General features: G+C 67.9%; 24 protein-coding genes. 16 read left to right on the forward strand and 8 right to left on the reverse strand.

The window, feature by feature from the left end; genetic code table 11:
* Positions 1-53: 53 nt before the first annotated feature.
* Both H7347_RS08040 and H7347_RS08045 read right to left on the reverse strand, forming a co-directional pair.
* Positions 54-659 carry a response regulator transcription factor gene (locus H7347_RS08040; protein ID WP_152823002.1) on the reverse strand — a complete coding sequence of 202 codons (606 nt, stop codon included), beginning with the start codon at positions 657-659 and terminating at the stop codon, positions 54-56.
* On the reverse strand, positions 656-1,945 hold the full coding sequence (locus tag H7347_RS08045) for a sensor histidine kinase (RefSeq protein ID WP_152823003.1): 1,290 nt from the start codon (positions 1,943-1,945) through the stop codon (positions 656-658). Before H7347_RS08045 ends, H7347_RS08040 begins: the two co-directional genes overlap by 4 nt.
* A 154-nt stretch (positions 1,946-2,099) precedes the next feature.
* On the opposite strand from H7347_RS08045, the gene H7347_RS08050 reads away from it, so the two are divergent.
* Both H7347_RS08050 and H7347_RS08055 read left to right on the forward strand, forming a co-directional pair.
* Positions 2,100-3,140, forward strand: a complete 1,041-nt coding sequence (locus H7347_RS08050) for an ABC transporter permease (RefSeq protein ID WP_152823004.1) — start codon at positions 2,100-2,102, stop codon at positions 3,138-3,140.
* Positions 3,141-3,173: 33 nt separating this feature from the next.
* Entirely contained in the window at positions 3,174-3,926 is a 753-nt protein-coding gene (locus H7347_RS08055; RefSeq protein ID WP_152823005.1) for an ABC transporter ATP-binding protein, read from the forward strand.
* Here H7347_RS08055 and H7347_RS08060 read toward each other — a convergent pair.
* The gene (locus tag H7347_RS08060; protein WP_152823006.1) at positions 3,854-4,684 is read right to left on the reverse strand and encodes an Fpg/Nei family DNA glycosylase; all 831 of its coding nucleotides are present in this window, start codon (positions 4,682-4,684) and stop codon (positions 3,854-3,856) included. The genes H7347_RS08055 and H7347_RS08060 overlap by 73 nt on opposite strands.
* A 65-nt stretch (positions 4,685-4,749) precedes the next feature.
* Between H7347_RS08060 and H7347_RS08065 the strand changes: the two genes are divergently transcribed.
* From H7347_RS08065 to H7347_RS08080, 4 genes are all read left to right on the forward strand, one after another.
* On the forward strand, positions 4,750-6,237 hold the full coding sequence (locus tag H7347_RS08065; RefSeq protein ID WP_152823007.1) for a DUF1846 domain-containing protein: 1,488 nt from the start codon (positions 4,750-4,752) through the stop codon (positions 6,235-6,237).
* Positions 6,238-6,457: 220 nt separating this feature from the next.
* Positions 6,458-8,290 (forward strand): efflux RND transporter periplasmic adaptor subunit, encoded by a 1,833-nt coding sequence (locus H7347_RS08070; RefSeq protein ID WP_152823008.1) that lies wholly within the window; start codon positions 6,458-6,460, stop codon positions 8,288-8,290.
* A gap of 116 nt (positions 8,291-8,406) precedes the next feature.
* On the forward strand, positions 8,407-9,114 hold the full coding sequence (locus H7347_RS08075) for an ABC transporter ATP-binding protein (protein WP_152823009.1): 708 nt from the start codon (positions 8,407-8,409) through the stop codon (positions 9,112-9,114).
* Positions 9,111-10,403, forward strand: coding sequence for an ABC transporter permease (locus H7347_RS08080; protein WP_186337392.1), 1,293 nt, complete (start codon positions 9,111-9,113; stop codon positions 10,401-10,403). Before H7347_RS08075 ends, H7347_RS08080 begins: the two co-directional genes overlap by 4 nt.
* A 59-nt stretch (positions 10,404-10,462) precedes the next feature.
* Here H7347_RS08080 and H7347_RS08085 read toward each other — a convergent pair whose 3' ends face one another.
* Positions 10,463-11,554 (reverse strand): inositol-3-phosphate synthase, encoded by a 1,092-nt coding sequence (locus tag H7347_RS08085; RefSeq protein WP_152823010.1) that lies wholly within the window; start codon positions 11,552-11,554, stop codon positions 10,463-10,465.
* 203 nt (positions 11,555-11,757) lie between these two features.
* On the opposite strand from H7347_RS08085, the gene H7347_RS08090 reads away from it, so the two are divergent.
* The 3 genes from H7347_RS08090 to H7347_RS08100 all read left to right on the forward strand — a co-directional run bounded on the left by H7347_RS08090 (position 11,758) and on the right by H7347_RS08100 (position 13,508).
* Complete coding sequence (locus tag H7347_RS08090) at positions 11,758-12,654, forward strand: rhodanese-related sulfurtransferase (protein ID WP_186337393.1); 897 nt, start codon at positions 11,758-11,760, stop codon at positions 12,652-12,654.
* A gap of 15 nt (positions 12,655-12,669) precedes the next feature.
* Positions 12,670-13,068 carry a DoxX family protein gene (locus tag H7347_RS08095; RefSeq protein ID WP_152823011.1) on the forward strand — a complete coding sequence of 133 codons (399 nt, stop codon included), beginning with the start codon at positions 12,670-12,672 and terminating at the stop codon, positions 13,066-13,068.
* Positions 13,069-13,187: 119 nt separating this feature from the next.
* The gene (locus tag H7347_RS08100) at positions 13,188-13,508 is read left to right on the forward strand and encodes an antibiotic biosynthesis monooxygenase (RefSeq protein WP_152823012.1); all 321 of its coding nucleotides are present in this window, start codon (positions 13,188-13,190) and stop codon (positions 13,506-13,508) included.
* A 12-nt stretch (positions 13,509-13,520) separates the two neighbouring features.
* On the opposite strand, the gene H7347_RS08105 is transcribed toward H7347_RS08100, so the two are convergent.
* The 4 genes from H7347_RS08105 to H7347_RS08120 are packed head-to-tail and all read right to left on the reverse strand — an operon-like array spanning position 13,521 to position 16,111.
* On the reverse strand, positions 13,521-14,003 hold the full coding sequence (locus tag H7347_RS08105) for a hypothetical protein (RefSeq protein WP_186337394.1): 483 nt from the start codon (positions 14,001-14,003) through the stop codon (positions 13,521-13,523).
* Positions 14,000-14,632 carry an SDR family oxidoreductase gene (locus H7347_RS08110; protein ID WP_186337395.1) on the reverse strand — a complete coding sequence of 211 codons (633 nt, stop codon included), beginning with the start codon at positions 14,630-14,632 and terminating at the stop codon, positions 14,000-14,002. Before H7347_RS08110 ends, H7347_RS08105 begins: the two co-directional genes overlap by 4 nt.
* Before the next feature lie 16 nt (positions 14,633-14,648).
* Positions 14,649-15,608, reverse strand: a complete 960-nt coding sequence (locus H7347_RS08115; RefSeq protein WP_152823013.1) for a universal stress protein — start codon at positions 15,606-15,608, stop codon at positions 14,649-14,651.
* A 50-nt stretch (positions 15,609-15,658) separates the two neighbouring features.
* Positions 15,659-16,111 (reverse strand): MarR family winged helix-turn-helix transcriptional regulator, encoded by a 453-nt coding sequence (locus H7347_RS08120; RefSeq protein WP_152823014.1) that lies wholly within the window; start codon positions 16,109-16,111, stop codon positions 15,659-15,661.
* Positions 16,112-16,212: 101 nt separating this feature from the next.
* Between H7347_RS08120 and H7347_RS08125 the strand changes: the two genes are divergently transcribed.
* From H7347_RS08125 to rplI, 7 genes are all read left to right on the forward strand, one after another.
* Positions 16,213-16,602 (forward strand): DUF5318 family protein, encoded by a 390-nt coding sequence (locus H7347_RS08125; protein ID WP_152823041.1) that lies wholly within the window; start codon positions 16,213-16,215, stop codon positions 16,600-16,602.
* Positions 16,603-16,758: 156 nt separating this feature from the next.
* Positions 16,759-18,978 carry a transglycosylase domain-containing protein gene (locus H7347_RS08130; RefSeq protein WP_152823042.1) on the forward strand — a complete coding sequence of 740 codons (2,220 nt, stop codon included), beginning with the start codon at positions 16,759-16,761 and terminating at the stop codon, positions 18,976-18,978.
* 20 nt (positions 18,979-18,998) lie between these two features.
* Positions 18,999-20,426: a glycosyltransferase 87 family protein gene (locus tag H7347_RS08135; RefSeq protein ID WP_152823015.1), complete on the forward strand. Its 1,428-nt coding sequence runs from the start codon at positions 18,999-19,001 to the stop codon at positions 20,424-20,426.
* The gene (locus H7347_RS08140) at positions 20,423-20,617 is read left to right on the forward strand and encodes a hypothetical protein (protein WP_152823016.1); all 195 of its coding nucleotides are present in this window, start codon (positions 20,423-20,425) and stop codon (positions 20,615-20,617) included. Before H7347_RS08135 ends, H7347_RS08140 begins: the two co-directional genes overlap by 4 nt.
* 136 nt (positions 20,618-20,753) lie before the next feature.
* Entirely contained in the window at positions 20,754-21,041 is a 288-nt protein-coding gene (gene rpsF, locus H7347_RS08145; RefSeq protein ID WP_186337400.1) for a 30S ribosomal protein S6, read from the forward strand.
* Between the two features lie 88 nt (positions 21,042-21,129).
* On the forward strand, positions 21,130-21,711 hold the full coding sequence (locus H7347_RS08150; protein WP_152823017.1) for a single-stranded DNA-binding protein: 582 nt from the start codon (positions 21,130-21,132) through the stop codon (positions 21,709-21,711).
* A 55-nt stretch (positions 21,712-21,766) separates the two neighbouring features.
* Entirely contained in the window at positions 21,767-22,219 is a 453-nt protein-coding gene (gene rplI / locus H7347_RS08155; protein WP_152823018.1) for a 50S ribosomal protein L9, read from the forward strand.
* Positions 22,220-22,678: the final 459 nt, after the last annotated feature.

Genomic DNA, 22,678 nt, shown 5'->3' on the forward strand with positions numbered 1-22,678 from the left:
ACCCCAGCCGGACGACTGGACCCAGGGTTTTCGTTTTAAACCGCCCCACCCCCTCAGATCAGCCGCTCCTCCCGCGCCTTGGCGATCGCCGCGGTGCGGTTGTCCACACCGAGCTTTTGGTAGATGTGCAGCAGGTGGGTCTTGACGGTGCCCAGCGAGATGAACAGCGAGCGGGCCAGTTGCTGGTTGGTGGCCCCGGTGGCCAGGGCGCGCAGGATCTCCGTTTCCCGGGGAGACAGCGCCTCGTGCGGCCTGCCTATGCGCTCGGCGAGCGCGGTGGCCACCTCGGGGGAGAGGGTGCGCTTGCCCCGGGCGGTGGCGGTCACGGCTCGGTGGAGTTCCTCTTCGGCGGCGTCCTTGAGCAGGTAGCCCCGCGCGCCGGCGGCGAGGGCGGCCACGATGTCGGCTTGGGCGTCGTAGGTGGTCAGGATGAGCACGGGCGGCCCGTCGGCCTCGCGCAGGGCGCGGGTGGCGGCGATGCCGTCTACGCCGGGCATTTGGATGTCCATGACCACCACGTCCACGTCCTCGCCCACCTCGGCCGGGCTGGGTCCGGTGGCGGCCTCGGCCACCACGGTGACGTCGTCGAAGCTGTCGAGGATGGCGCGCAGCCCGGCGCGCACCACCGGGTGATCGTCGATGAGCATGACCCGTATCATGATTGCTCCCACGGTACCCGCGCGGTCAGCACGGTGCCGTGCGGGGAGGAGTCGATGGCGAGCGTTCCGCCGATCTCGCGCAGCCGGGACCGGATGCCGGGCAGCCCGTAGCCCTGGACGGCGGTGGGGTCGAAGCCGGTGCCGTCGTCGAAGACATCCAGGGTGATGTGGTGTTCCCAGGCGTTGACGGTGAGGCGCGCGCGGGAGGCGTGGGCGTGGCGCACGGTGTTGGTGAGCGCTTCCTGGGCCACGCGCAGCAGCGCGGAGGCGGTGGGTGCGGGGAGGCTCCGGGTGGTGCGGTCGGGGGCGATGACCTCCACGGGCAGCCCGTGGCGCTGGGTGACGCGCGTGCCGAGGTCGGTCAGCGCCCGGGAGAGGTCGCGGGTCTCCGGGGCGCTCCCGGCCACGAGCCGGCGGGCCTCGGTGAGGTTTTCGGCGGCCACGGCCTCGATGGTGCGGAGTTGTTTCAGGGCGGTGTCGAGCCGGATCCCGGGGTTCGCGCCATCGCCTAGCGCCCGGAGGTTCTTCTCGCAGGCCCGGGAGAACAGCACGATGGAGTTGAAACCCTGGGCGAGGGTGTCGTGGATGTCGCGGCTGAGGCGTTCGCGTTCGGCCAGGCGCCCGGCCTGGTTTTCGGCGAAGAGCAGTTGTTCCTGGGCGGCGGCGAGGTCGGCGGCGATGCGCCGGTGGCGTGCGGCCTCGCGGTGCAGGGCGCGGTAGGCGAAGTAGCAGGCAGAGGCGAAGGCCACGCCGAGCAGGGGGCCCAGCAGGCCGCCGAGCCCCCAGCTCGGCGCGCCGCTGAGCACCGGGCCTGCGGGCAGCGGTCCGCCGAGGCGGGGCAGGATCAGCGGCAGCCCGGCGCCGCAGCCCCAGGCGAGGAGCACCACGGGAAAGCCCCAGGCGTCGCGGGGCATGAGGTGCCAGATGAGGAAGGTGAGGGGAAAGAGGAGCCACAGGAAGTGGTGGCTGAGCAGCAGGAGGGCCAGCCACTGGGCGAGCACGAGGCTTAGCCAGGGCAGGCGGTGGGGCGCGGGATCGCGGCTCGTGCGCCGGTGGGCGAAGCGGTTTTCCCACGCGGTACCGGCCAGGTAGGTGGCGGCGAGGGCGATAATGAGGGCGGCGCACAGGGCGCGCGCGAGCGGCGACCCGGTGCCGTCGGCCGCCCCGCCCGCGGTGGCCGTCGCCCCGAAAAAGAGGAGGAAGGCGAACAGGACGTGCAGGCTCACCCGCATGGTTTCCAGGATGCGGTCGAGGGCGGAGGCAGCGCGGGGGTCACGGTGGGGCACGGCAGCCAGCCTAGGGGGCAGGCGGGGCGGTGGCATCGGCCGAATGGCCGAGAGCAGAATCCGGCCGGGGGCCGATGTGGGGCGCGGGGTGGGCGGCACAGGATGGGGAGCACCGGATCGACGAGACGGACGGCAATGTCGGAAAGGACTTCCCATGTTTCTTGCGCTGCGGGATATTCGCCGGGCGTGGGGCCGCTTTAGCCTGCTGGGCACCGTGGTGGCGCTCATCGTGCTGCTCTTGGTGATGCTCACGGGGCTCACGGGTGGTCTGGGCAAGCAGAACACCTCCGCGCTGGAGGCCCTGGGCCCGCAGCGCTACGTGTTGAGCCCCACGATCGACTTCGCGGAGTCCACGGTGTCGGAGGATGTGGCCAACGCCTGGAGGAAGACCCCCGGGGTGGAGGCGGTCACGCCGCTGGGCGTGAGCCAGACGAGCGCGCACGGGGACGAGACCACCGCCGCCGTGGCGGTGCTGGGGTTGCCCGCGGGCAGCCGGGTGCCCGGCGGCGGGGAGGTCCCCGGGGAGGGGGTACTCCTGCCGGAGAGCATCGACGCCTCCGGTTCCGGTTTCCCGGAACGGCTCAGCATGGGCGGGGTAAACCTGCCGGTGGCGGGCCTTGCGCCGGAGGAATACTACAGCCACCTGCCCGTGGCGTGGGTGAGCCTGGAGACCTGGAAGAAGGTGTCCCACTCCTCCGCCCCCACCGTGCTCATGGTGGACGGCACCCCCGGGGACGCCTGGGCGAATACCGCCCGGGCCACCGGCTCGGAGGCGGTGAGCGTGAGGGAGTCCTTCGCGGGCCTGGCGGCCTACCAGTCCGAACGCGGTTCCCTGCTTTCCATCCAGGGGCTGCTCTACGGCATCTCCGCGCTGGTCATCCTGGCCTTCCTGAGCGTGTGGACCATCCAGCGCACCCGCGACATCGCGGTGCTGCGCGCGTTGGGGGCCTCGAAGGGCTACGTGCTGCGCGACAGCCTCGGCCAGGCGGCGCTCGTCCTGAGCGTGGGGGTCGCCGTGGGGGCAGGGTTGGCCGCGGGCCTGGGGCTCATAGCGCGCCGGGTAGTGCCCTTTGAGCTGAGCGTCACCACGGTGGCGGCGCCGGCGGCGGGCGTATTGGCCCTGGGCCTGGTGGGCGCCTGGCTGGCCACGCGCAAGGTGGCCGCCGTGGACCCCCAGATGGCACTGAACAGCTAAGGCATCACACTGACTCTCAGGAGGCTCCCGCACATGACTCTCTGCCTTAACCGCGTAACCTGCGTCTTGCCCGACGGCACCGGCACCGTGACCGCCCTAGACGAGGTGAGCCTGAGCGTCCCGGCGGGCTCGCTCGTCGCCGTGGTGGGCGAGTCCGGCTCCGGCAAGTCCACGCTGCTCTCCGTCCTGGCGGGGTTGATCCCGCCCAGCTCGGGCGAGGTGTGGGTGGATTCCCAGGCCCTGCACGGGGTCGATGAACCCGGGCGCTCCCGGGTGCGCCGCGAGCGCATCGGCATGATCTTCCAGAACCCCAATCTGCTGGCCGCACTCACGGTGCGCGAGCAGCTCCTCGTGGCGGACCACCTGCGCGGGGTGCGCGGCCCGCGCGGCAGCCGCGCTCGGCGGGCGGACTCCCTGCTGGAGGAGGTGGGCCTGGGCGGCCTGGGCCACCGGCGCGTGCAGGAGCTCTCCGGCGGGCAGCGCCAGCGGGTGACCATCGCCCGGGCGCTCATGGGAGATCCGGCGGTGATCCTGGCGGACGAGCCTACCTCGGCGCTGGATCGCGCCCTCTCGGAGGAGATCGTGACCCTCCTGCGCCAGCTGACCGACGATCGCCGGGTGGCCACCCTCCTGGTCACCCACGATCGCTCCCAGCTGGCGGTGGCGGATGCCGCGGTGGAGATGAGCGACGGTCGCGTGCGTCGCCTGAGCGATCAGGAGGTGCGGACGGCGGCCTCCGGCTGGCAGGACGGGCACCAGAACAGGTTGCGGCCCTCCATCGCCTGAAGTCGCACCGGGGTGGCGCACACGTAGCAGGGTTGGCCCTCCCGGCGGTACACGTAGACCTCGCCGCCGTGGTCGTCCTTGCGCGGTGGGCGGCCCATCGCCTCCGGGGTGTGTTTCTCGCGCACGGTGTCGATGCGCCCGCGCTCCACGCCCACCCGCATGAGCCCCACCAGGTCGTCCCAGAGGGCCCGCGCGGCCTCGGGGCTCAGCTCGCGCCCGGGGGTAAAGGGGGAGATCCCCAAGCGAAACAGGGTCTCGGCGCGGTAGATGTTGCCCACCCCGGCGAAGAGGTGTTGATCCATCAACAGGGAGCCGATGGCGCGCCGCGAGCGTCGCACGGCGTCGAACACCGGTTGCGGGTCGGCGTCCGCCCGCAGGGGGTCGGCCCCCTGCGGGGCGATGGCCGCGGCGCGTTCCTCCTCCGTGACGAGGCGGCACCACTGGGGGCCGTGGAGGTCGGCGTCGGTGCGCCCGTCGCTGAGGCGCAGCCGCACCTGCCCCACCGGCTCCGCGTGCGGGTGGAAGGCGAGCTTGCCGATCAGCCCCAGGTGGATGTGCACGATGTGCTCGGGGTGGGGGGCGTCGAAGGCGATAAAGAGGTGCTTGCCCCAGGCCTCCGCGCGTTCCAAGGGGTGGCCGTTGAGCAGCGCGGCCTCCCGGGCAAAGCGTCCCTGGGGCGAGCGAACCTCGACCGTTTTTCCGCCGAACTCGGCGTTGAGGCGGCGGGCAAGCCCATGAATCACGTGACCTTCCGGCATAGGAAACAGTATAGAGCGGCGGGTATGCTGGGGCAGTCGAGCGAGCACCACCGAAAAGGGGAAGAATGCGCCAGGGCTTTGATCGGGAAAAATACATTCGGATGCAGTCCGAGCACATCAGCGCGCGCCGCGCCACGATCGGCGGCAAGCTCTATCTAGAGATGGGCGGCAAACTCTTCGATGACCTCCACGCCTCCCGCGTGCTGCCCGGCTTCACTCCGGACAACAAGATCGCCATGCTGGAGCACATCCGTGACGAGGTGGAGATCCTGGTGTGCGTCAATGCCAAGGATCTTCAGCGCCAGAAGGTGCGCGCGGACCTCGGCATCCCCTACGAGGAGGATGCCCTGCGCCTGGTGGACGTGTTCCGCGAGCGCGGCTTCCTGGTTAATACCGTGGTGCTCACCCAGCTGGAAGACGATAACGCCCTGGCCCTGGACTTTATCGCCCGGCTCGAAAAGCTGGGACTTTCCGTGGCCCGCCACCGGGTGATCCCCGGCTACCCCACCGATACCGCCCGGATCATCAGCGAGGAGGGCTTCGGCCGCAACGAATACGCCGAGACCTCCCGGGATCTCGTGGTGGTTACCGCGCCGGGGCCGGGCTCGGGCAAGCTCGCCACCTGCCTGAGCCAGGTCTATCACGAATACCAGCGCGGCGTGCAGGCCGGCTACGCCAAGTTTGAGACCTTCCCCATCTGGAACCTGCCCCTGGAACACCCCGTGAACCTGGCCTACGAGGCCGCCACGGTGGATCTCGACGACATCAACGTCATCGACCCCTTCCACCTGTCCGCCTACGGCGAGCAGGTGACCAGCTATAACCGCGACGTCGAGGTGTTTCCGCTGCTGAAATCCATGCTGGAGCTCCTCTCGGGCGCCTCGCCCTACCGGTCGCCCACGGACATGGGCGTCAATATGGCCGGGTACGCCATCAGCGACGACGCCGCCTGCCGCGAGGCCGCCAATCAGGAGATCATCCGCCGCTACTACCGGGCGCTGGTGGAGGAGCGTCGCGAGGAGCGCGACCCGCTGCTGTCCGAGCGGGTGGCGATGGTGATGAGCAAGGCCGGGGTGAGCGCCACCGATCGCCGGGTGGTGGCCCCCGCCCTGGCGGTCGAGGAGGCCACCGGGCAACCGGCCTCCGCGATGGAGCTTTCCGACGGCACCATCATCACCGGCAAGACCTCCGACCTGCTGGGATGCTCCTCCGCGATGCTTCTCAACGCCCTCAAGCACCTGGCTGGCATCGAGGAGTCGGCGAATCTGCTGGCGCCGGACTCCATCGAGCCGATTCAGACTCTGAAAACCCAGCACCTCGGTTCCCGCAATCCGAGGCTGCACACCGACGAGGTGCTCATCGCCCTGTCGGTGTCCGCAGCCCGCTCGGCCGAGGCGCGCCGGGCGCTGGCGGAGCTGAAGAACCTTAAAGGTAGCGATTGTCACACCACCACCATTCTGGGTTCGGTGGACGAGGGAATCTTCCGTAACCTGGGCGTTTTGGTCACCTCCGAGCCCAAATATCAGCGTCGGGCGCTCTACCGCAAGCGTTAAGGTGCACCGGCGGGTACCTTTGGCGATATTTCCGTGCGCAGCACGGGGGTGTTTCTCCACCGATGGTGGGAGGTATGCGATAACCTCATGTAACAACAGACTGTGGAGCACCTCTTAACCTGGTGAAAGGAGACCCCGGTTCCTGCCCGACCCACGGCTGCGTGCGCGGTCGTGGCGATCGTCGCCGCGAGGCGGTGATGAGGAGCCGGGAAATACGCGCGTGAACACCGAAAATGACCCGCCAAAGCTCATAGAAGGTTCCCTCTATAACGAGGTACCCCTGCCGCACCGGGGCGGGGGCGATACGACGGGCAGGATGCCCGAGCAGCACGAGGAGACCTCTGGGCGCGGCGATGCCGCGGCCGCCGATTCCGGCCAGGCTGACGTCGAGGAGGCCCGGGCCGCGGAGGCGGCCGCCGCGCAGGATTACCAGGACTCCGATTCCCCCGCCCACGGCGAGCAGCCGGATTACGGCGCGCAGATCGCCGCCGGAGCCACCAGGGCGGGTGCCTCCGGTTTCTCCGCCGCCGACGTGGATGACGTGGACAAGGTGGGCTTCGGGGTCACCAGTCTGAGCACCACCGCCATGGGCGAGGACGAGGAGCACGGCGAGGACGCCGCCTGGGGCATCCCGGAGGATTCCGTGGTGTTGGCCGAGGGCGAGGAGGAATCCGGCGAGGACGACGCGGAACACGAGGAGGATCCCGAGGCCACGCGGGAGGTCACCGAGGAGGAGCAGCAGCGCAAGAAGAAGCGGCGTCGCACCCTGCTGACCCTCCTGGCCCTGTTGGCGCTGCTGCTGTTGGTCTTTGCGGGCTGCCGTGCGGTGTTCGGCGGCGGAGGTTCCGACGGGGACTCCGAGCTGACCGCCGCCGACGTGCAGCCGGTGTCCACCGAGGGCATCGTTAATCGCATCGCCGTCTCCGGCACCATCGAGCCGGAGAAGAAGGAGACCGTGGCGGCCCCCGCCGCGGCCAAGGTGGACAAGCTCGAGGTGGCCGTGGGCGACCGGGTGGAGGCCAAGCAGGTGGTGGCCAAGCTCAATACCGACGACCTCAAGGAGCAGCTGGCGGAGGCGGAGAAGCACGCCGATGCGGTGCGCAAGGAGGGCGATGCCGCCGTGGCCGCCGCGGAAAAGGAGTACGAGCGGCTCAAGGCCGAGGCCGCCCGCGGTAACGCCACCATCGTCTACGGCGGTACCGAGTACACCCTGGATCAGGCCCGCGCCAACCCGGACATCGACCCGGAGGATCTACGTCAGGCCCTGGCCGAGGCCAACGTGGTGGACACCGGCGTGACCCAAAAGGACGTGGATGCCCAGGCCAAGGTGGTGCGCGATACCCGCAAGAACGCGGATGACGCGGACAAGGAGGCCGAGAAGGCCGTGGACAAGTTGCGCAAGCAGATCGACGACGCCTCGGTCAAGACCACCATGGCCGGCGTGGTCACGGAGATTCGGGCCAAGGAGGGCCAGACCGCCGAGGGCGCGATGCTGACCGTGGCCGATGATTCCGCCTTCAAGCTGCGCGGCGAGGTCAAGGAGACGGACATCGACAAGGTGGCCGAGGGCTCCCCGGTGACCTTCACCACCCCCGTGACCGGCGATAAGGAGTTCACCGGCGAGGTGGTTTCCGTCTCCCCGGTGGCCGGCAACGGCCCGGTGCAGGAGGACCAGTCCGGCCTCGCGAGCGCCTCGGGCGGCTCTGGAGCCAAGGTGACCTTCCCCGTGGAGATCGCCGTGACCGGCGATACTGAGGGCCTGCGCATGGGGGCCTCCGCCCGCGTGAAGATCCTCCAGGAGATCGCCAAGGACGCGATGACGGTGCCGGCCGAGGCGGTGTTTACCAACGACGACGGCACCCAGGTGGTGCTGGTGGTCTCCCGCGATTCCCGCGTGGTGGAGCGCGAGGTGCAGACCGGCGAGACGGACGGCTACCTCATCGCCGTGACCGGCGGCGACCTCAAGGTCTCCGATCAGGTGATCCTGCAGCCGATCAATTTCCAGAATCTCGAGGGCAAGAAGGTCACCGTCTCCACCGGGGTGGACTACTAGGGCCATGCCCGCGATGGCCCCGTGATCCCGCCTGGTGGGTGAGGGCGCGGGCCGGGGTGGCGATCCGCACCCGCTGGGACGTTAAGGGAAGAACAACGGAGGACAGAAAACACCCCATGGAAGAACAGCAGCGCACCCTGATCGAGTTACGCTCGATCGTGAAAACCTTTAACCAGGGCTCCCCGAACGAGCTGACGGTGCTCCACGGCATTGATCTTTCGGTGCGTCGCGGAGAGTTTCTTTCGGTGGTCGGGTCGTCCGGCTCCGGCAAGTCCACCCTGATGAACATCATCGGCCTGCTCGACCGTCCCACCTCGGGCGGGTACTGGCTCGGCGGTACCAACGTCCTGGACTCCGATGACAACGCCCTGGCCCGCACCCGCGCCCAGACCATCGGGTTTGTGTTCCAGAACTTCAATCTGGTCAGCCGGATCAGCGCCCTGCGCAACGTGGAGATGCCCATGATGTACGCGGGCATCTCCCCCCGCGAGCGCACCGCCCGCGCCAAGGAGCTGCTGGACATGGTGGGCATGGCTGACCGCATGGATCACCAGCCCTCCGAGCTGTCCGGAGGACAGAAGCAGCGCGTGGCCATCGCCCGCGCCCTCGCCAACGATCCCGAGATCCTGCTGGCCGACGAGCCCACGGGCGCGCTCGATAGCGCCACGGGGCGCATGGTCATGGATATTTTCCACAGCCTGCACAAGCAGATGGGCCGCTCCATCGTCTTTATTACGCACAACCCGGAGCTGGCTCGGGAGACCGATCGCACCATCACCCTGGTGGACGGCCGCGTGGAGATCAATGCAGGGGGTTACCTGTGAGCACTATCGAAGCCATCCGCCTGGCCCTGGGCAGCATGCGCGCCAACAAGCTGCGCTCCCTGCTCACCCTCCTGGGCATCATCATCGGCATCGCCTCGGTGATCACCATCCAGACCATCGGCGCGGCCATGCAAAACGAGGCCGCCGAGGGCCTGGCCCGCCTGGGTGCTAGCGACCTCCAGGTCACCGTCCAGGATCGCCCCAGCGGGGAGGACGAGACCCCCTTCCCGGGCGCCGACGGCGAGGAGGAGACCTACTACTACGGCAGCTCCGTGTCCAGCGAAGAGGACGCCCTGACCCTGGACATGATCGACCGCCTCCGGGAGCGCTTTGGCGACGCCATCGACGGCGTGGGCATCGGGGAGGACGGCACCTTGTCCGGCGAGATCGCTAATAATTCGGGCACCATCTCCACCCAGATCAGCGGCGTCAATGCCGATTACCTGCGGATGACCGCTGTGGACGTCGAGTACGGCCGCGGCATCACCGACGCCGACCTGGAGAACTCCCGCAAGGTCACCCTGATTAGCCCCGAGGCGGTCAAGGACCTCTTCCAGGGAGACGCCGCCAAGGCCCTCGGCTCCGAGGTGTCCCTGCTGCTGGGCGAGGAGGAAACTCTCTTTACCGTGGTGGGCGTGTACAAGGGGGAGAGCAACCAGGGCATTTTCGGTGGCTTCAACATGCCCACCGCCTACATTCCTTTCTCCGTGGTCAAGGACCTCAGTTCCTATACCTCGCCGCTGGGCCAGGTCAATGTGCGGCTTTCCCCGGATGCGGATAGGGAGCAGACCATCGCGGAGATCCAGGACTTCTTCGATCAGATCTACGCCGGCAACGAGGAATCCATGGTGCAGGTGTCGGACTTCCAGCGCCAGGTCGATGAGTTCAACTCCGTCATCGGTTCCATGTCCCTGGCGGTCTCCGCCATCGGGGGCATCTCCCTGCTGGTGGGCGGCATCGGCGTGATGAACATCATGCTGGTCACCGTCACCGAGCGCACCCGGGAGATCGGCGTGCGCAAGGCCCTGGGCGCCCGGCGCCGCGACATCCGCCTCCAGTTCATCGTCGAGGCCATGATCGTCTGCCTGCTCGGCGGGATCATCGGCGTCCTCCTCGGCGCCGCCGCGGGCATGGCGATCGCCTCCTTCGTGGGCTCGGTGGTGCTGCCCCCGCTCGGCGGCGTGATCATCGCCCTGCTCTTCTCCATGGCCATCGGCATGTTCTTCGGCTATTACCCGGCCAACAAGGCCGCCAAGCTCAACCCCATCGAGGCGCTGAGGTACGAGTAAAGGCAAAGGCGGTGCGGGTGGTGTCGCCCTACCCGCACCGCACGCGCACTAGTTGCGCCTTATCCCTCCGCGATGAATTCCTCCAGGCGCTCGCGGGCGAGGTCGTCGGGCAGCTGCTCCGGCGGGGACTTCATGAGGTAGGAGGAGGCGGGCATGATCGGGCCGCCCACTCCCCTATCGAGGGCGATCTTGGCGGCGCGCAGGGCGTCGATGATGATGCCCGCGGAGTTGGGGGAATCCCACACTTCTAGCTTGTATTCCAGGTTCAGCGGCACCCCGCCGAAGGCGCTGCCCTCCAGGCGCACGTAGGCCCACTTGCGGTCGTCGAGCCACTCCACGTAGTCCGAGGGGCCGATGTGCACGTTGCGGTCGCTGGTCTTGCCCGCCAGGGGGCCGTCCTGAAGGTTCGAGGTCACCGCCTGGGTCTTGGAGATCTTCTTGGACTCCAGGCGCTCGCGATCGAGCATGTTCTGGAAGTCCATGTTGCCGCCCACGTTGAGCTGCATGGTGCGATCCAGGCGCACGCCGCGCTCCTCGAAGAGGCGCGCCAGGACGCGGTGGGTGATGGTGGCGCCCACCTGGGACTTCACGTCGTCGCCGATGATGGGCAGCCCGGCGGCGCGGAACTTCTCGGCCCAGGCGGGGTCGGAGGCGATGAACACCGGCAGCGCGTTGACGAAGGCGCACCCGGCGTCCAGCGCCGCCTGGGCGTAGGCCTTATCCGCCGCCTCCGAGCCCACGGGCAGGTACGAGACCAGCACGTCCGCCTCCGCCTCGCGCAGGGCGGCGGCGACGTCCACCGGCTCGGCCTCGGATTCCTCCACCGCCTGGAGGTAGTGCGTGCCCAGGCCGTCGAGCGTGGGGCCGCGCTGCACGGTCACTCCCAGCTCGGGTACCTCCGCGATGGTGATGGTGCAGTTGCGCGAGGCCCGGGTGGCCTCGGAAAGATCCCGGCCCACCTTGGCGGCGTCCACGTCGAAGGCCGCGACGAACTCGATGTCGCCCACGTGGTAGTCCCCGAATTGCACGTGCATGAGGCCGGGGACGTGCTCGCTGGCGGGGGTATCGCGGTAGTACTCCACGCCCTGAATCAGGGAGGTGGCGCAGTTGCCCACCCCGGCGATGGCCACGCGGATCTTGGTGCTGCCCATGAGGAACCTTTCTGGATAGAGGACATGCTTGTCGTGGCAGTGATGCTAGACCGATGCGGCGCGCGCGGCGGGCGTTGTGGGGGCGACACGGAGGGTGAATCGTTCAAGGTGAGGTGCGTGGCCCCCGGATGGGGGTGCCGCATCCGTCGCGGAGAGTCAATGAGATCGCGCTGCGCAGATCCTCGCGGCGTAGACTAAGCCCCGTGTCGCTCGGGAAAATCCTTCTGTATTACACGTTCACGCCCATCGCGGACCCGGAGGCGGTGCGCCTCTGGCAGCGGGATCTGTGCGAGTCCTTGGGCCTGCGCGGTCGCATCCTCGTGTCCACGCACGGGATCAACGGCACCGTGGGCGGGGATATGGCGGCCTGCAAGCGTTACGTCAAAAAGACCCGCGAATACCCCGGCTTCAAGAACATCGACTTCAAGTGGTCCGAGGGCGGCGCGGAGGATTTTCCCCGTCTTTCAGTCAAGGCCCGCGAGGAGATCGTGGCCTTCGGCGCCCCCGAGGAGCTGTGCGTGGACGAGCGGGGCGTGATCGGCGGCGGGGTGCACCTCAAGCCCCACGAGGTACACGAGCTGGTGGAGCGCCGCGGCGAGGAGGTGGTGTTCTTCGACGGGCGCAACGCGATGGAGGCGCAGATCGGCCGCTTCAAAAACGCCGTGGTGCCTAACGCGCGCACCACTCACGACTTCATCGCGGAGCTGGACTCGGGCAAGTACGACGCCCTGAAAAATCGCCCCGTGGTCACCTACTGCACGGGTGGCATCCGCTGCGAGGTGCTCTCCGCGCTCATGCGCAAGAGGGGTTTCAAGGAGGTTTACCAGATCGACGGCGGGATCGTCCGCTACGGGGAGGCCTACGGCAACAAGGGCCTGTGGGAGGGTTCGCTCTACGTGTTTGATCGCCGGATGACCATGAACTTCGGCATCGACCCCGCGCGCCTGGGGCGGTGCGTGCACTGTGGGGAGCACACCACCTCCTTCCGCAACTGCGCGAACGAGGCCACCTGCCGCCGCCAGATACTCGTCTGCGATGCCTGCTGGGGTGGGGCCGGGCTGCGTCATTGCGGGCGCGAGGAGTGCGTGCAGCCTAATTAAGGCTATGCTTATTTCATGCAGAATCTTGTGGATCGCGCCGCGCCCGGCGCCATCGCTTTGTCCCGCATCGCCATCGGGTTGATCTTTTTCTTCTACGGCAGCTCCCGTTTTTTCGACTGGCCGGTGGCTGGGGAGTACGAGGCCCCTGAGCTTTTTGCCTTTCCCACCTGGTGGGCCGCGGCAATCCAGATCTTCGGCGGGGCCTTAGTGGTCCTGGGCCTGTTCACCCGCACGGCGGCCTTCTTCTCCTCGGGCAGCATGGCGGTGGCGTATTTCTGGATGCACCAGCCGGACGGCCTGACCCCGCTCAACAACGGGGGCGTGCCCAGCGCCCTGTTGTGCTGGGCGCTGTTTATCCTGGTGTTCGTGGGGCCGGGTGCGCTGAGCGTGGACGCACTGAGGAAAAAGGGGTAGTTCCCCACGATTCGTAGGTGCGCGTCGGTGGCCTCGCGTTGGGCGCGTGGCCGGCCGGGATGGAACCGGGAAGCGCAATGCCGGAGAAAAATCGCGCCCGGATATCTATGCTGGGCGCCATGAGCATCGTGAAGATCAACGCCCTGACCGTTCCGGCCGATTCCACCCACACCCTAGAAGAGCGCTTCGGCGCCCGTAAGCACTCCGTGGACAGCGCCCCCGGCTTCGAGGGATTCCAGCTGCTGCGCCCCACCGCCGGGGAGGAACGCTACTTCGTGGTCACCTGGTGGAAGGATGAGGCCTCCTATGCTGACTGGCGCGATCACCGCGCGGCTGCCGCCCACGGGGAGGGCGAGGGGCAGGACAAGCCCCGCCCCGCCGCCACCAAGGCGGAACTCCTGGAGTTCGAGGTGGTGCTGGACTCCCGCGAGGAGGGCTAGGCGCACAAGCAGCTACGGCGTGACCCCTGAGCCGATGATGGCGTAGGGCAGCGTGGTGGTCATCCACAGCATGGCGTGGGGAACGAGCACCCAGAACACCCCCATCCAGGCGCGCCACCGGGTATAGGACCGCAGCTTGCGCACCGTGACGACCATGCAGCCGAGCAACCCGGCCACCGGCACCACGGTCGAGCCGATCCCCCACCATAGTTGCGCGGGCCTGCTGCACAGCCAGGTCGCCTGCCCCGACGCGCAGTACGGTCCGCCTAGGCCGCGCGCCGCGAGCGCCAGGGCGAGCGACGCCACGGCCGACCCCAGCACGGTGACGGCAAGCCACCACAGGGCCTGGCGTGTGGAGGCGCGATTGCGTTCGTGTTGCACGGCCGGGTCGGTGGCGCGGGCCAGCTCCTCCGGGGAGTGCGGCGCGGGCGGCATCTTATTGGCGTCGTCGGCGTCGCTGTGCAGGTCGTTTTCCGGGTGCTCGGGCGGGGTCACGGCCGCACCTGGATGTCGGTGGTGTGGCTTCCTAGGGCGGCCACGACGGCCCGGGCCACCTCCTGGGTTTCCAGGTAGAATTCCGGCCGCCACGCCTCCCCCAGCTCCGCCACGATGTCGCGCTGCATGGCCGTGGCGATCCTGCCGGGGTACACGCTGGTCACCCGGATCTGGGGTTCCTCGGCGCGCAGCGCGTCGCACCAGGCGCGCGCGGCGTGTTTGGCGGCGCTGTAGGCGGACCACCGAGGCTTCGAGTGGTATCCGGCGCCGGAATTGACGTACACCACGTGCCCGCCCGCCGCGCGCAGGGCGGGCAGCGCCCGGGCGGTCAGCTCCACCGGGGCGTGGAGGTTCACGGCGAGCGATTCCTCCCAGGCGTCGCGCGGTAAGTCGGCGGTGGTGCCGATGGGGCACACCCCGGCGCAGTGGATGAGCGCGTCGATGCGGTCGGGCAGGGGGAGGTGGCCGGGCAGCGGCCGTCGGAAGTCCGCTCGCCACCAGGAGGCATCGAGGGCGACGTCGGGGTGGGAGCGGTACTGGGCGCTGATCTCCCAACCCTCCTCCAGGAGGAGCGCGGCCACGTCGCGGCCCACTCCCCCGCTGGCTCCGGTGATAACGGCGTGGGGCATGGTTGCTCCTTTCGGATCAGGTGTTGTTCTTCGATACGGGGTAAACGATCACGGGCACGCGCACGTGCGGGAGGAAATCGGTGGCGCTGCTGCCCACGAAGACCCGCTCGATGGCCCCCAGGGGGTGCGAACCGAGGCAGAGCAGGTCGCCCTTTTTCCACTTCACGGCGTCCACGGCCCCCGCCCATCCTGGGCCGGTGCCCACCTCGGACTGTAGCTCCAGGTCGGGGTAGCGCGCGGCGATCCCGTCGCGGGCGCGATCCAGCATGGCCAGGGAATGCTCGCGCCAGTCGTGGGCGAGCTCCTTGGCGAGGTGAAAGCTCCCGGTCGGGGAGGTATCTGCCACGTCGGAGGGGGAAAAACACAGGATACGTAACGGCGTGCCCCAGGCGTGGGCTAGGCGGGCGGCGTGGGTAAGGCTGGGGTCGCGCTCGGCCAGCTCGGTGCTGAGGTAGGCAAAGTTCACGCGTTTGACCCCGTTTTTGGCCAGCTTCGGGGCGCGGGGGGCCAGCCCCAGGGCCTTGGGGGAGGAATGGAGGAGGGCGTCCGCGGTGGAGCTGGCCAGGAATCTCCCCTTGGGCGCGGCGGCCGTGGACCCCAGGATCACCAGGTGGGCGTCAAAATCCTTGGCTGCCTGCGTGAGCAGGGCGTGCTGGGAGGGGCCATCGAGGAAGACGGAGACGCGCTCGTCCCACTGCCTCGGGCTGACCTGCGCGCGCTCGAGGGCGCGGATGACGGCCTTCCGGCAGGCGCGCTGCTGCTTGTCGAACCACGCATGGTATTTCCCACCCAGCTTCTGCAGCGAGGTGGCGGGCCAGGGGCGCAGGAAGGTGGTGACCACCCGGATGCGTACCTCGGTGGTGCGCGCCAGCCAGGCCGCCACGTCGAGGGAATCCGTGCGGGGGGAGTCGGGATGCCACTCGACGAGAAGCCGCCAGGGGTCGGGCGGGGTGCCTGTGGCCGAAACCGCGCTCAATCCATCACCTTCCTGCCGCCGAGGCCGCTAAGGGCGCGCGAGGTGGGCGTTCACCGGGTGGGGTCCTCGGCACCGTACTTGCTGGCCAGGATGTTAATCACGTCCACGAACTCGTCGGTACGCCGGAGCTCCTCCGGGGAGAGTTCTTCGAGCATCTCGGTGAGGTTGCGGGTGCGTTCTTCGCCCACTCGTTCCAATTCCGCCATGCCCAGCTCGGTCAGGTGCACGCGCACCCCGCGTCGATCGTGAGTGTCGCGGATGCGTTCCACCATCCCCCGTTGCTCCAGCTGATGCAGCGCATTGGAGGCGGTGGGCATGCGGATCCCCTCCTCCTTGGCCAGCTGGCTGATTCGCGATTCACCGTTTTCCTTCATCCGGGTCATGATGGAAAGCTGCGGGCCAGTGAGGTTGGACTGGTGCGCAACGCGGAAGTACATCACATAGAGCTTGGTCAGTGCGGGGCGTATCTTTCGGGCCACCGCATCGGGGGTGGGGGAGTTCATAGTATCTACTCTAGCGTTAAAGAAGTATGTAGGAAGAAACAGTACGCCGATCGTTCCCGGCCCGGGGCGCTCCCTCGGTTTTCTCTAGGCTCTTCTGCGTGATGCATTACCGCTATGACGTGAGTTACCAGTGGCAGAGGCGCACGCTGTTGCGGCGCTTCCGCGCCGGTCAGGTGCCCCGCGAGGAGCTGTGCGACGCCGACTTCCTCCTGGTCACCGCGGCGCGCTTCCACGGGCATCCCGCCCCGGAACCGTGCCCGGTGTGCGGCAGCCTGGAGCTGAGGGTGGTGCGGTGGGTGCACGGCGAGGACCTAGGGCGGCGCTCCGGTACCGCGCGCACCGAGGAGGAGATCGCGGCGCTGGTGGCCGAGCGAGGCGAGGTCACGGTGCACACCGTGGAGGTCTGCCCGGCATGTCGGTGGAATCACCTTGTCCGTTCCGCCACGGCCGCGCCGGGCGAGGCGGGCTCGCATCCCGCGGCGGGGGGTTAGACCTGTGCCGGGTGAAGCAAGTAATCTGCATGTCAAATACACGTTCAATGATGGGGACCGTAGGTGTCAAGAGATAACAGCGAGTACGAGGACTACGAGGACGGCTACTTCGACGAGGATGACGAGCCCAGGCGGGGGTGGCGCAAGCATCCCGTGATGTGGACCTCCCTGGGTGTCCTCGGTCTTCTCATCATCCTGCCGATCGCCGGCTTCATGGCGGCCTACATCATGGCGAAGGTTCCGGAGCCGGAAGAGCTCTCCGCCAAGCAGGTGTCGCAGATCTTTACCTCGGATTCCTCCGAGGAGCTGGCGCGCATCGTGCCCCCGGACGGCAACCGCCAGCAGATCCCCTACGAGCAGATCCCCGAGGGTATGCGCAACGCCGTGCTCGCGGCCGAGGACCGGGAGTTCTGGACCAATCCCGGCTTTTCCATCACCGGTTTCGGTCGCGCCGTGCTCGGGCAGCTGCGCGGGGATAGTTCCGCCGGCGGCGGCTCTACCATCACCCAGCAATACGTGAAGAACATGCTGGTGGGCAACGAGCACTCCATCGAGCGCAAGCTGCGCGAGCTGGTGTACTCCACCAAGATGGCTAACGAGTGGTCCAAGGAGGAGGTGCTCTCCGCCTACCTCAACACCGTCTACTTCGGGCGCAACGCCTACGGCGTGGAGTCCGCGGCGCAGGCGTACTTTGGCAAGCACGCCGCGGAGCTGACTCCCGAGGAATCCGCCGTGCTCGCCGCGGCCATCCAGCGACCCAGCCAGCTCGACCCCTGGATCAATCGCTCGGAATCCGAGCTTCGCTGGAACTACGTGCTCGACGGCATGGTGGAGATCGGTGGCATGACTCCGCAACAGCGCGCCCACGCCGTGTACCCGGCCGCCACCGATCCGGCCTCCTATAGCGCCTACACCGAGGCGGACGGCACCAACGGCATGATCAAGAACCAGGTGATGGCGGAGCTGGAGGCCCTCGGCATCACCGAGCAGGACGTGACCACGCGCGGGTTGAAGATCACCACCACCATCGACAAGCAGGCTCAGGCGGCCACCGTGAACGCGGTGCACAATAACCTCCAGGGCGAGCAGCCGAACCTGCGCACTGCGGCCGTCTCCGTGGAGCCGGCTACCGGGGCGGTGCGTGCCTACTACGGGGGTGAGGACGCCCACGGCTGGGACTACGCCAACGCGGCCCTCCAGACCGGTTCCACCTTTAAGATCTTTGGTCTGGCGGCCGCCCTCCAGCAGGGCATACCCCTGTCCACCGGCTATTCCTCCGATCCCGTGACCCTGCCCGGCGGCATCACGGTGAACAACGTGGAGGGGTTCAATTGCGGCTTCTGCTCCATCAAGGACGCCCTGAAGTACTCCCATAACACCAGCTTCATTCGCCTGCAAAACGATCTGGCCAATGGCACCCAGGACACCGCCGATATGGCCCACGCCCTGGGGATCGAACGCTCTCTGCCGGGTATCCCCCAAACCCTGACGGAAAACGGCGAGCAACCCTACGAGGGCATCGTGCTCGGCCAGTACCAGTCCCGGCCCCTGGACATGGCGGTGGCTGTGGCCACGCTGACCAATCGCGGCGTGTGGCAGCAGCCGCACTTCGTGCAGAAGGTGGAAACCGCCAACCGCGAGATGCTCTACGAGCGGGAGGCGCAGGAGGGTGAGCGCCGCGTGAGCGAGGTAGTGGCGGACAACGTCATCGACGCCATGCAGCCCATCGCGGCCTACTCCAACGGCAAGACCTTGGCGGGGGGGCGCGCCTCCGCCTCCAAGACGGGCACCACCCAGTTGGGCGATACCGGCTACAACAAGGACGCCTGGATGGTGGGTTCGACCCCGCAGCTGGCCACCGCCGTGTGGGTGGGCACCGAGGATAACTCCCCGCTGCTCAACGCCTGGGGCGGCCTGATGTACGGCTCCGGCCTGCCCACGGACATCTGGAAGGCCACTCTCGACGGCGCCCTGGAGGGCCGGGACTTCGAGGACTTCGCCCCGGCCGGGCCGATCACCTGGGCCACCGGGACCTACGGCGGCGGCTACGTCGCGCCGGGTACCGTTACGGGTTCCTCCTTGTCGTCCTGGAGCGATGCTTCCGCTTCCTCCGCGGATTCGGCCCCCGCCGGGACGAATAACGCGGAGGCCTCCGGGCCGGCCGCCCCGCAGAACAGTCCGGCGCCGCAGCCGGCCCCGGACACGCAGGCCCCCGTCCCCGCAGCCCCGGCGCCGCAACCGGCGGCCCCCTCGCCCCAGCCCGCACCCGCCCCGGCGCCGCAGCCGGCCCCGGGGCCCAACCCGAGGGATTACAACCAGGGCGGTAACATGGTGGAAATTCTACCCAATGAGGTCGGGGAACTCCTGGGCCTGTAACCGGGAGGAATGATCCAGCCGTGCCGTATTCCCCTGATCCTCCCCGCGCCGCGGATCGCGTCTCCCCGGCGCGCACCGAGCCGGTGGCCGCCGGGGTCATCGAGCGCCTCGGCGGGCCCGTGGGAAGGTTCGCCAGCGTGGGCACCCAGCCCTGGTGGACGCCGCTGCGCGTGTTGCTCGCCGTCGGCACGGCCTTTCTTTGCCTGGGATACCTCGCCAAGGCGAACTGCCTGGTGAGCGCCCGGGGCGAGGGGGAGCCCACTCTCGATTGGTCGGGCAACCGGCAGTACATGTCCGCCTGCTACAGCGACATCGCGGGCGCGTACGGCACCTATCACGCCGAGGGTGTGCTCAATCCCTTCGCGGCCCGCGTGGCCACGGAGCCGGTGCTGACCTCCCTGTTCCAGTGGTTGCTCGGTGCGCTGAGCGAGCTGACCTACCCGCTTCTTCGCGCCCTGCCGGTCGCGGTGGCCCCGGCCGCCTGGTACTTTGCGCTCACCGCGGCCGCCCTGGGGATCGTCTGGATCGTCACCCTGCGCCTGCTGCTGGATCTGGTGCGTAACCGCACGTGGGATCTGGTGCTCGTGGCGGCCTCTCCCCTGCTCATCGTCTACGTCTTCCACGGCTGGGACGTGCTCTCCGTGGCGGCCCTGGTGGCGGCCCTGCACGCGCTGCGCCGCCGTCGCCCGCTTGCGGCCGGTGCCTGGGTCGGTGTGGGGGCCGCCTGCCAGGTCTGGCCGGCGCTACTCCTGGTCGCCCTGGCCATGCTGGCCGGGCGCGGGGGTGACGCTATGCCCGGGAGCTTCGTGCGCCGTATCGCTGGTGCCGCGGGGATCACCTGGGTAGTGCTGAACCTGCCGGTGGTCGTTTTCTATCCCCAGGCGTGGTGGGACTCGTATCGCGCGCTGCTGGGGCGTGAAGCGGGCTGGGCCACCCTGTATCACCTCCTCGGGGAGGTCTTGGGAGTGCCTTTTCCCCCGATCGTGCTGAGCGTTCTGGTGCCGGGCCTGTGGCTGGTGGGGGTGTTGATCATCGGCCATCGGGTGCGATCTGCTACCCGGCCGGCGCGCCTGGCCGAGGTGCTGTTCCTCCTGGTGGCCATGACGGTCCTGGTGAGCCGCTCCTGGCTGCCCCAGTACGCGCTGTGGCTGCTCGTGCCCGCCGTGCTGGCCATCCCCCGGTGGCGGTGGCTGCTGGGGTGGATGCTGCTGGAGCTGCTGGTGTTTCCCGCCACCATGCTCTACAGCGGGGCGGAGGCGGCCAACGGCCTGCCGCTGTGGCTGTTCGCGCTGGTGGTTCTGGTGCGCGGTGGGGTGCTCACCACCCTGGTGGCGATGGTGGTGCAGCAGATCGGGGGGCGGCGCGAGGATGCGGTGTACGCGGCGGAGGGCGGCGTGGATCCGTTGCTGCCCTGGTGCGGCGAGGCGGCTCGAGTGGGGGTGCGATGAGCACGACGCTCCTTCTTGTCACCATGGGCAGTGTGTTTGCGGGGTTCGCGTGCATCCTGGGCGCCTTCGCTAGCTTCATGTATAAGAAACCCGCCGCGCTGACCTGGGCCCTCGGCGGCGCAGCCCTGGTGTTGGTCACGATCATTCCGGTGCTCATCGCGGTTTTTTACGCGGCGGGAACTAGCACGTAGACCCGCGTGGTGTTCGCTTTTTGGGGCTGCGATGCGCTATCTTAGAAAGGTTGCTTGACGCAACGACCCTCCTGCCACACCCACGAGGGGTGTAGCCGAAATATCAATGACTAGACCATAGGAGGTGATGAGGTCCGTGCGTCACTACGAAATCATGGTCATCCTGGATCCTACCCAGGATGCGCGCACCGCAGCCCCGTCCCTGGAGAAGTTCCTCGACGTGGTTCGCAAGGAAAACGGCACCGTTGAAAAGGTCGATGTGTGGGGTAAGCGCCGCCTGGCGTACCCGATCGACAAGAAGGAAGAGGGCGTCTACGTCGTCATCAACCTTGAGTGCGAGTCCAGCACCGTCAATGAGGTTGATCGTCTCCTGAACCTCAACGACAACATTCTGCGTACGAAGGTTCTGCGCACCGATAAGTAAGAGTGGATAGAATCTCGGGTAAGACCGGGGGGTTTCACGCCATGTGACCCCGTGGCCGCCGTTGATCGCACAAGAAAGGTGAAGCAGTATGGCACAGGGAGATACCAATATTACGGTCGTGGGCAATTGCGTCAACGATCCTGAGCTGCGGTTTACGCCCTCGGGCGCCGCGGTCGCTAACTTCCGTGTGGCCTCCACCCCCCGCAGGTTCAACTCGCAGACGAACCAGTGGGAGGACGGCGAGGCGCTGTTTTTGACCTGCAACGTGTGGCGGCAGGCGGCCGAGAACGTGGCGGAGACGATCTCCAAGGGAATGCGGATCATCGTGACCGGCCGGTTGCGCCAGCGTTCCTACCAGAACCGCGAGGGCGAGAACCGCACGGTGTATGAGATCGAGGTCGATGAGGTCGGCCCCTCCCTGCGCTATGCCTCGGCCCAGGTCAATCGCAACCCCCGCGAGGGCGGCGGTAACCGGGGCGGGCAGCCGGGAGGCTTCGGTGGTAATTACGGCGGCCAGCAGGCCCCGCAGGGTGGCTTCGGCGGCGGGCAGTCGTCGCAGCAACAGCAGCCGATGGGCGGCGGCGGCAACTCCGCCCCGGCCAACGATCCCTGGAACTCCGCTCCCCCCGCCGGAGGCTTCGGCGGGGCGGACGACGAGCCCCCGTTCTGATTCCAGAGATTCCCTTTCCACACCATCCTCTTTTCCACAACGAAAGGCAGGGATCATGAAGCTGATCCTCACCGCTGCCGTTGAGAACCTCGGTGTCGCTGGCGACATCGTTGAGGTTAAGGACGGCTACGGACGCAACTACCTGCTTCCGCGCGGCCTGGCCATCGTGGCTACCCGCGGTGCTGAGAAGCAGATCGAGGGCATCAAGCGCGCCCAGGAGGCCCGCGCAATCCGCGACCTCGACCACGCCCGCGCAATCCGCGAGCAGCTCGACGCCCTGGAGGGCGTGACGGTCTCCGTGCGCACCTCGGACAAGGGCAAGCTCTTCGGCTCCGTGAAGGCCGACGACATCGTGGCCGCCGTGAAGAAGGCCGGTGGCCCGAACCTCGACAAGCGCGTGATCGAGCTCCCCAAGAACCTGGTCAAGACGACCGGCAAGTACCGCGTGAAGGCACAGCTGCACAAGGATATTGCGGCTAATGTGAACTTTGAGGTCGTCTCCGCGTAAAAACACGCGGCAGACGGCGGCCCGCTCCCCGGAAACTCTCAAGGCGGAACGCGGCCCAACGACAACAGCGCACCGACGGCCCCCGACTCGCCTCTGAGCGAGCCGCGGGGCCGCCGGTGTTTGTCCCCTCCCCACCCCTGTGGATAGGTTGTGGATAACTGTGGAAAAACGGCGGGGATAAGTGCGCAGGTCAGTGCCCCGAGCGGGTGCTAACAAAGTGTCGCAGGCGGTGTCAAACGCCCTGGTACCACGGCGTGTCGCAGTATTTTCCCGAGAAAAGTTCCCTCAAAAATAGCCGTAAGCAGCGCATATGATGGTTTCCTGTAGGTTTGCTGCCATTATCGCGGCTCGCGTCGCCTGTCTTGTGCACAGCGCCGAGGGGCGTCGGTGGATAACTTTGTCAGTTATCCACAAGTCCTGTGGATAACTTGCCCGCGCGGGCTGTGCTCGGGCCGCGAT

It is taken from the genome of Corynebacterium sp. zg-331 (genome assembly GCF_014267345.1).
In the GTDB taxonomy this organism is placed as follows: Bacteria; Actinomycetota; Actinomycetes; order Mycobacteriales; family Mycobacteriaceae; genus Corynebacterium.

Excerpts from the sequence above, each read along its gene's own strand:
- H7347_RS08130 (WP_152823042.1), top strand. The coding sequence starts at position 16,759 with ATGTGGACCTCCCTGGGTGTCCTCGGTCTTCTCATCATCCTGCCGATC.
- H7347_RS08065 (WP_152823007.1), top strand. The coding sequence starts at position 4,750 with ATGCGCCAGGGCTTTGATCGGGAAAAATACATTCGGATGCAGTCCGAG.
- H7347_RS08060 (WP_152823006.1), bottom strand. The coding sequence starts at position 4,684 with ATGCCGGAAGGTCACGTGATTCATGGGCTTGCCCGCCGCCTCAACGCC.
- H7347_RS08140 (WP_152823016.1), top strand. The coding sequence starts at position 20,423 with ATGAGCACGACGCTCCTTCTTGTCACCATGGGCAGTGTGTTTGCGGGG.
- H7347_RS08110 (WP_186337395.1), bottom strand. The coding sequence starts at position 14,632 with ATGCCCCACGCCGTTATCACCGGAGCCAGCGGGGGAGTGGGCCGCGAC.
- rplI (WP_152823018.1), top strand. The coding sequence starts at position 21,767 with ATGAAGCTGATCCTCACCGCTGCCGTTGAGAACCTCGGTGTCGCTGGC.
- H7347_RS08125 (WP_152823041.1), top strand. The coding sequence starts at position 16,213 with ATGCATTACCGCTATGACGTGAGTTACCAGTGGCAGAGGCGCACGCTG.
- H7347_RS08085 (WP_152823010.1), bottom strand. The coding sequence starts at position 11,554 with ATGGGCAGCACCAAGATCCGCGTGGCCATCGCCGGGGTGGGCAACTGC.
- H7347_RS08055 (WP_152823005.1), top strand. The coding sequence starts at position 3,174 with ATGACTCTCTGCCTTAACCGCGTAACCTGCGTCTTGCCCGACGGCACC.
- H7347_RS08040 (WP_152823002.1), bottom strand. The coding sequence starts at position 659 with ATGATACGGGTCATGCTCATCGACGATCACCCGGTGGTGCGCGCCGGG.
- H7347_RS08120 (WP_152823014.1), bottom strand. The coding sequence starts at position 16,111 with ATGAACTCCCCCACCCCCGATGCGGTGGCCCGAAAGATACGCCCCGCA.
- H7347_RS08095 (WP_152823011.1), top strand. The coding sequence starts at position 12,670 with ATGCAGAATCTTGTGGATCGCGCCGCGCCCGGCGCCATCGCTTTGTCC.
- H7347_RS08075 (WP_152823009.1), top strand. The coding sequence starts at position 8,407 with ATGGAAGAACAGCAGCGCACCCTGATCGAGTTACGCTCGATCGTGAAA.
- H7347_RS08050 (WP_152823004.1), top strand. The coding sequence starts at position 2,100 with ATGTTTCTTGCGCTGCGGGATATTCGCCGGGCGTGGGGCCGCTTTAGC.
- H7347_RS08100 (WP_152823012.1), top strand. The coding sequence starts at position 13,188 with ATGAGCATCGTGAAGATCAACGCCCTGACCGTTCCGGCCGATTCCACC.
- H7347_RS08150 (WP_152823017.1), top strand. The coding sequence starts at position 21,130 with ATGGCACAGGGAGATACCAATATTACGGTCGTGGGCAATTGCGTCAAC.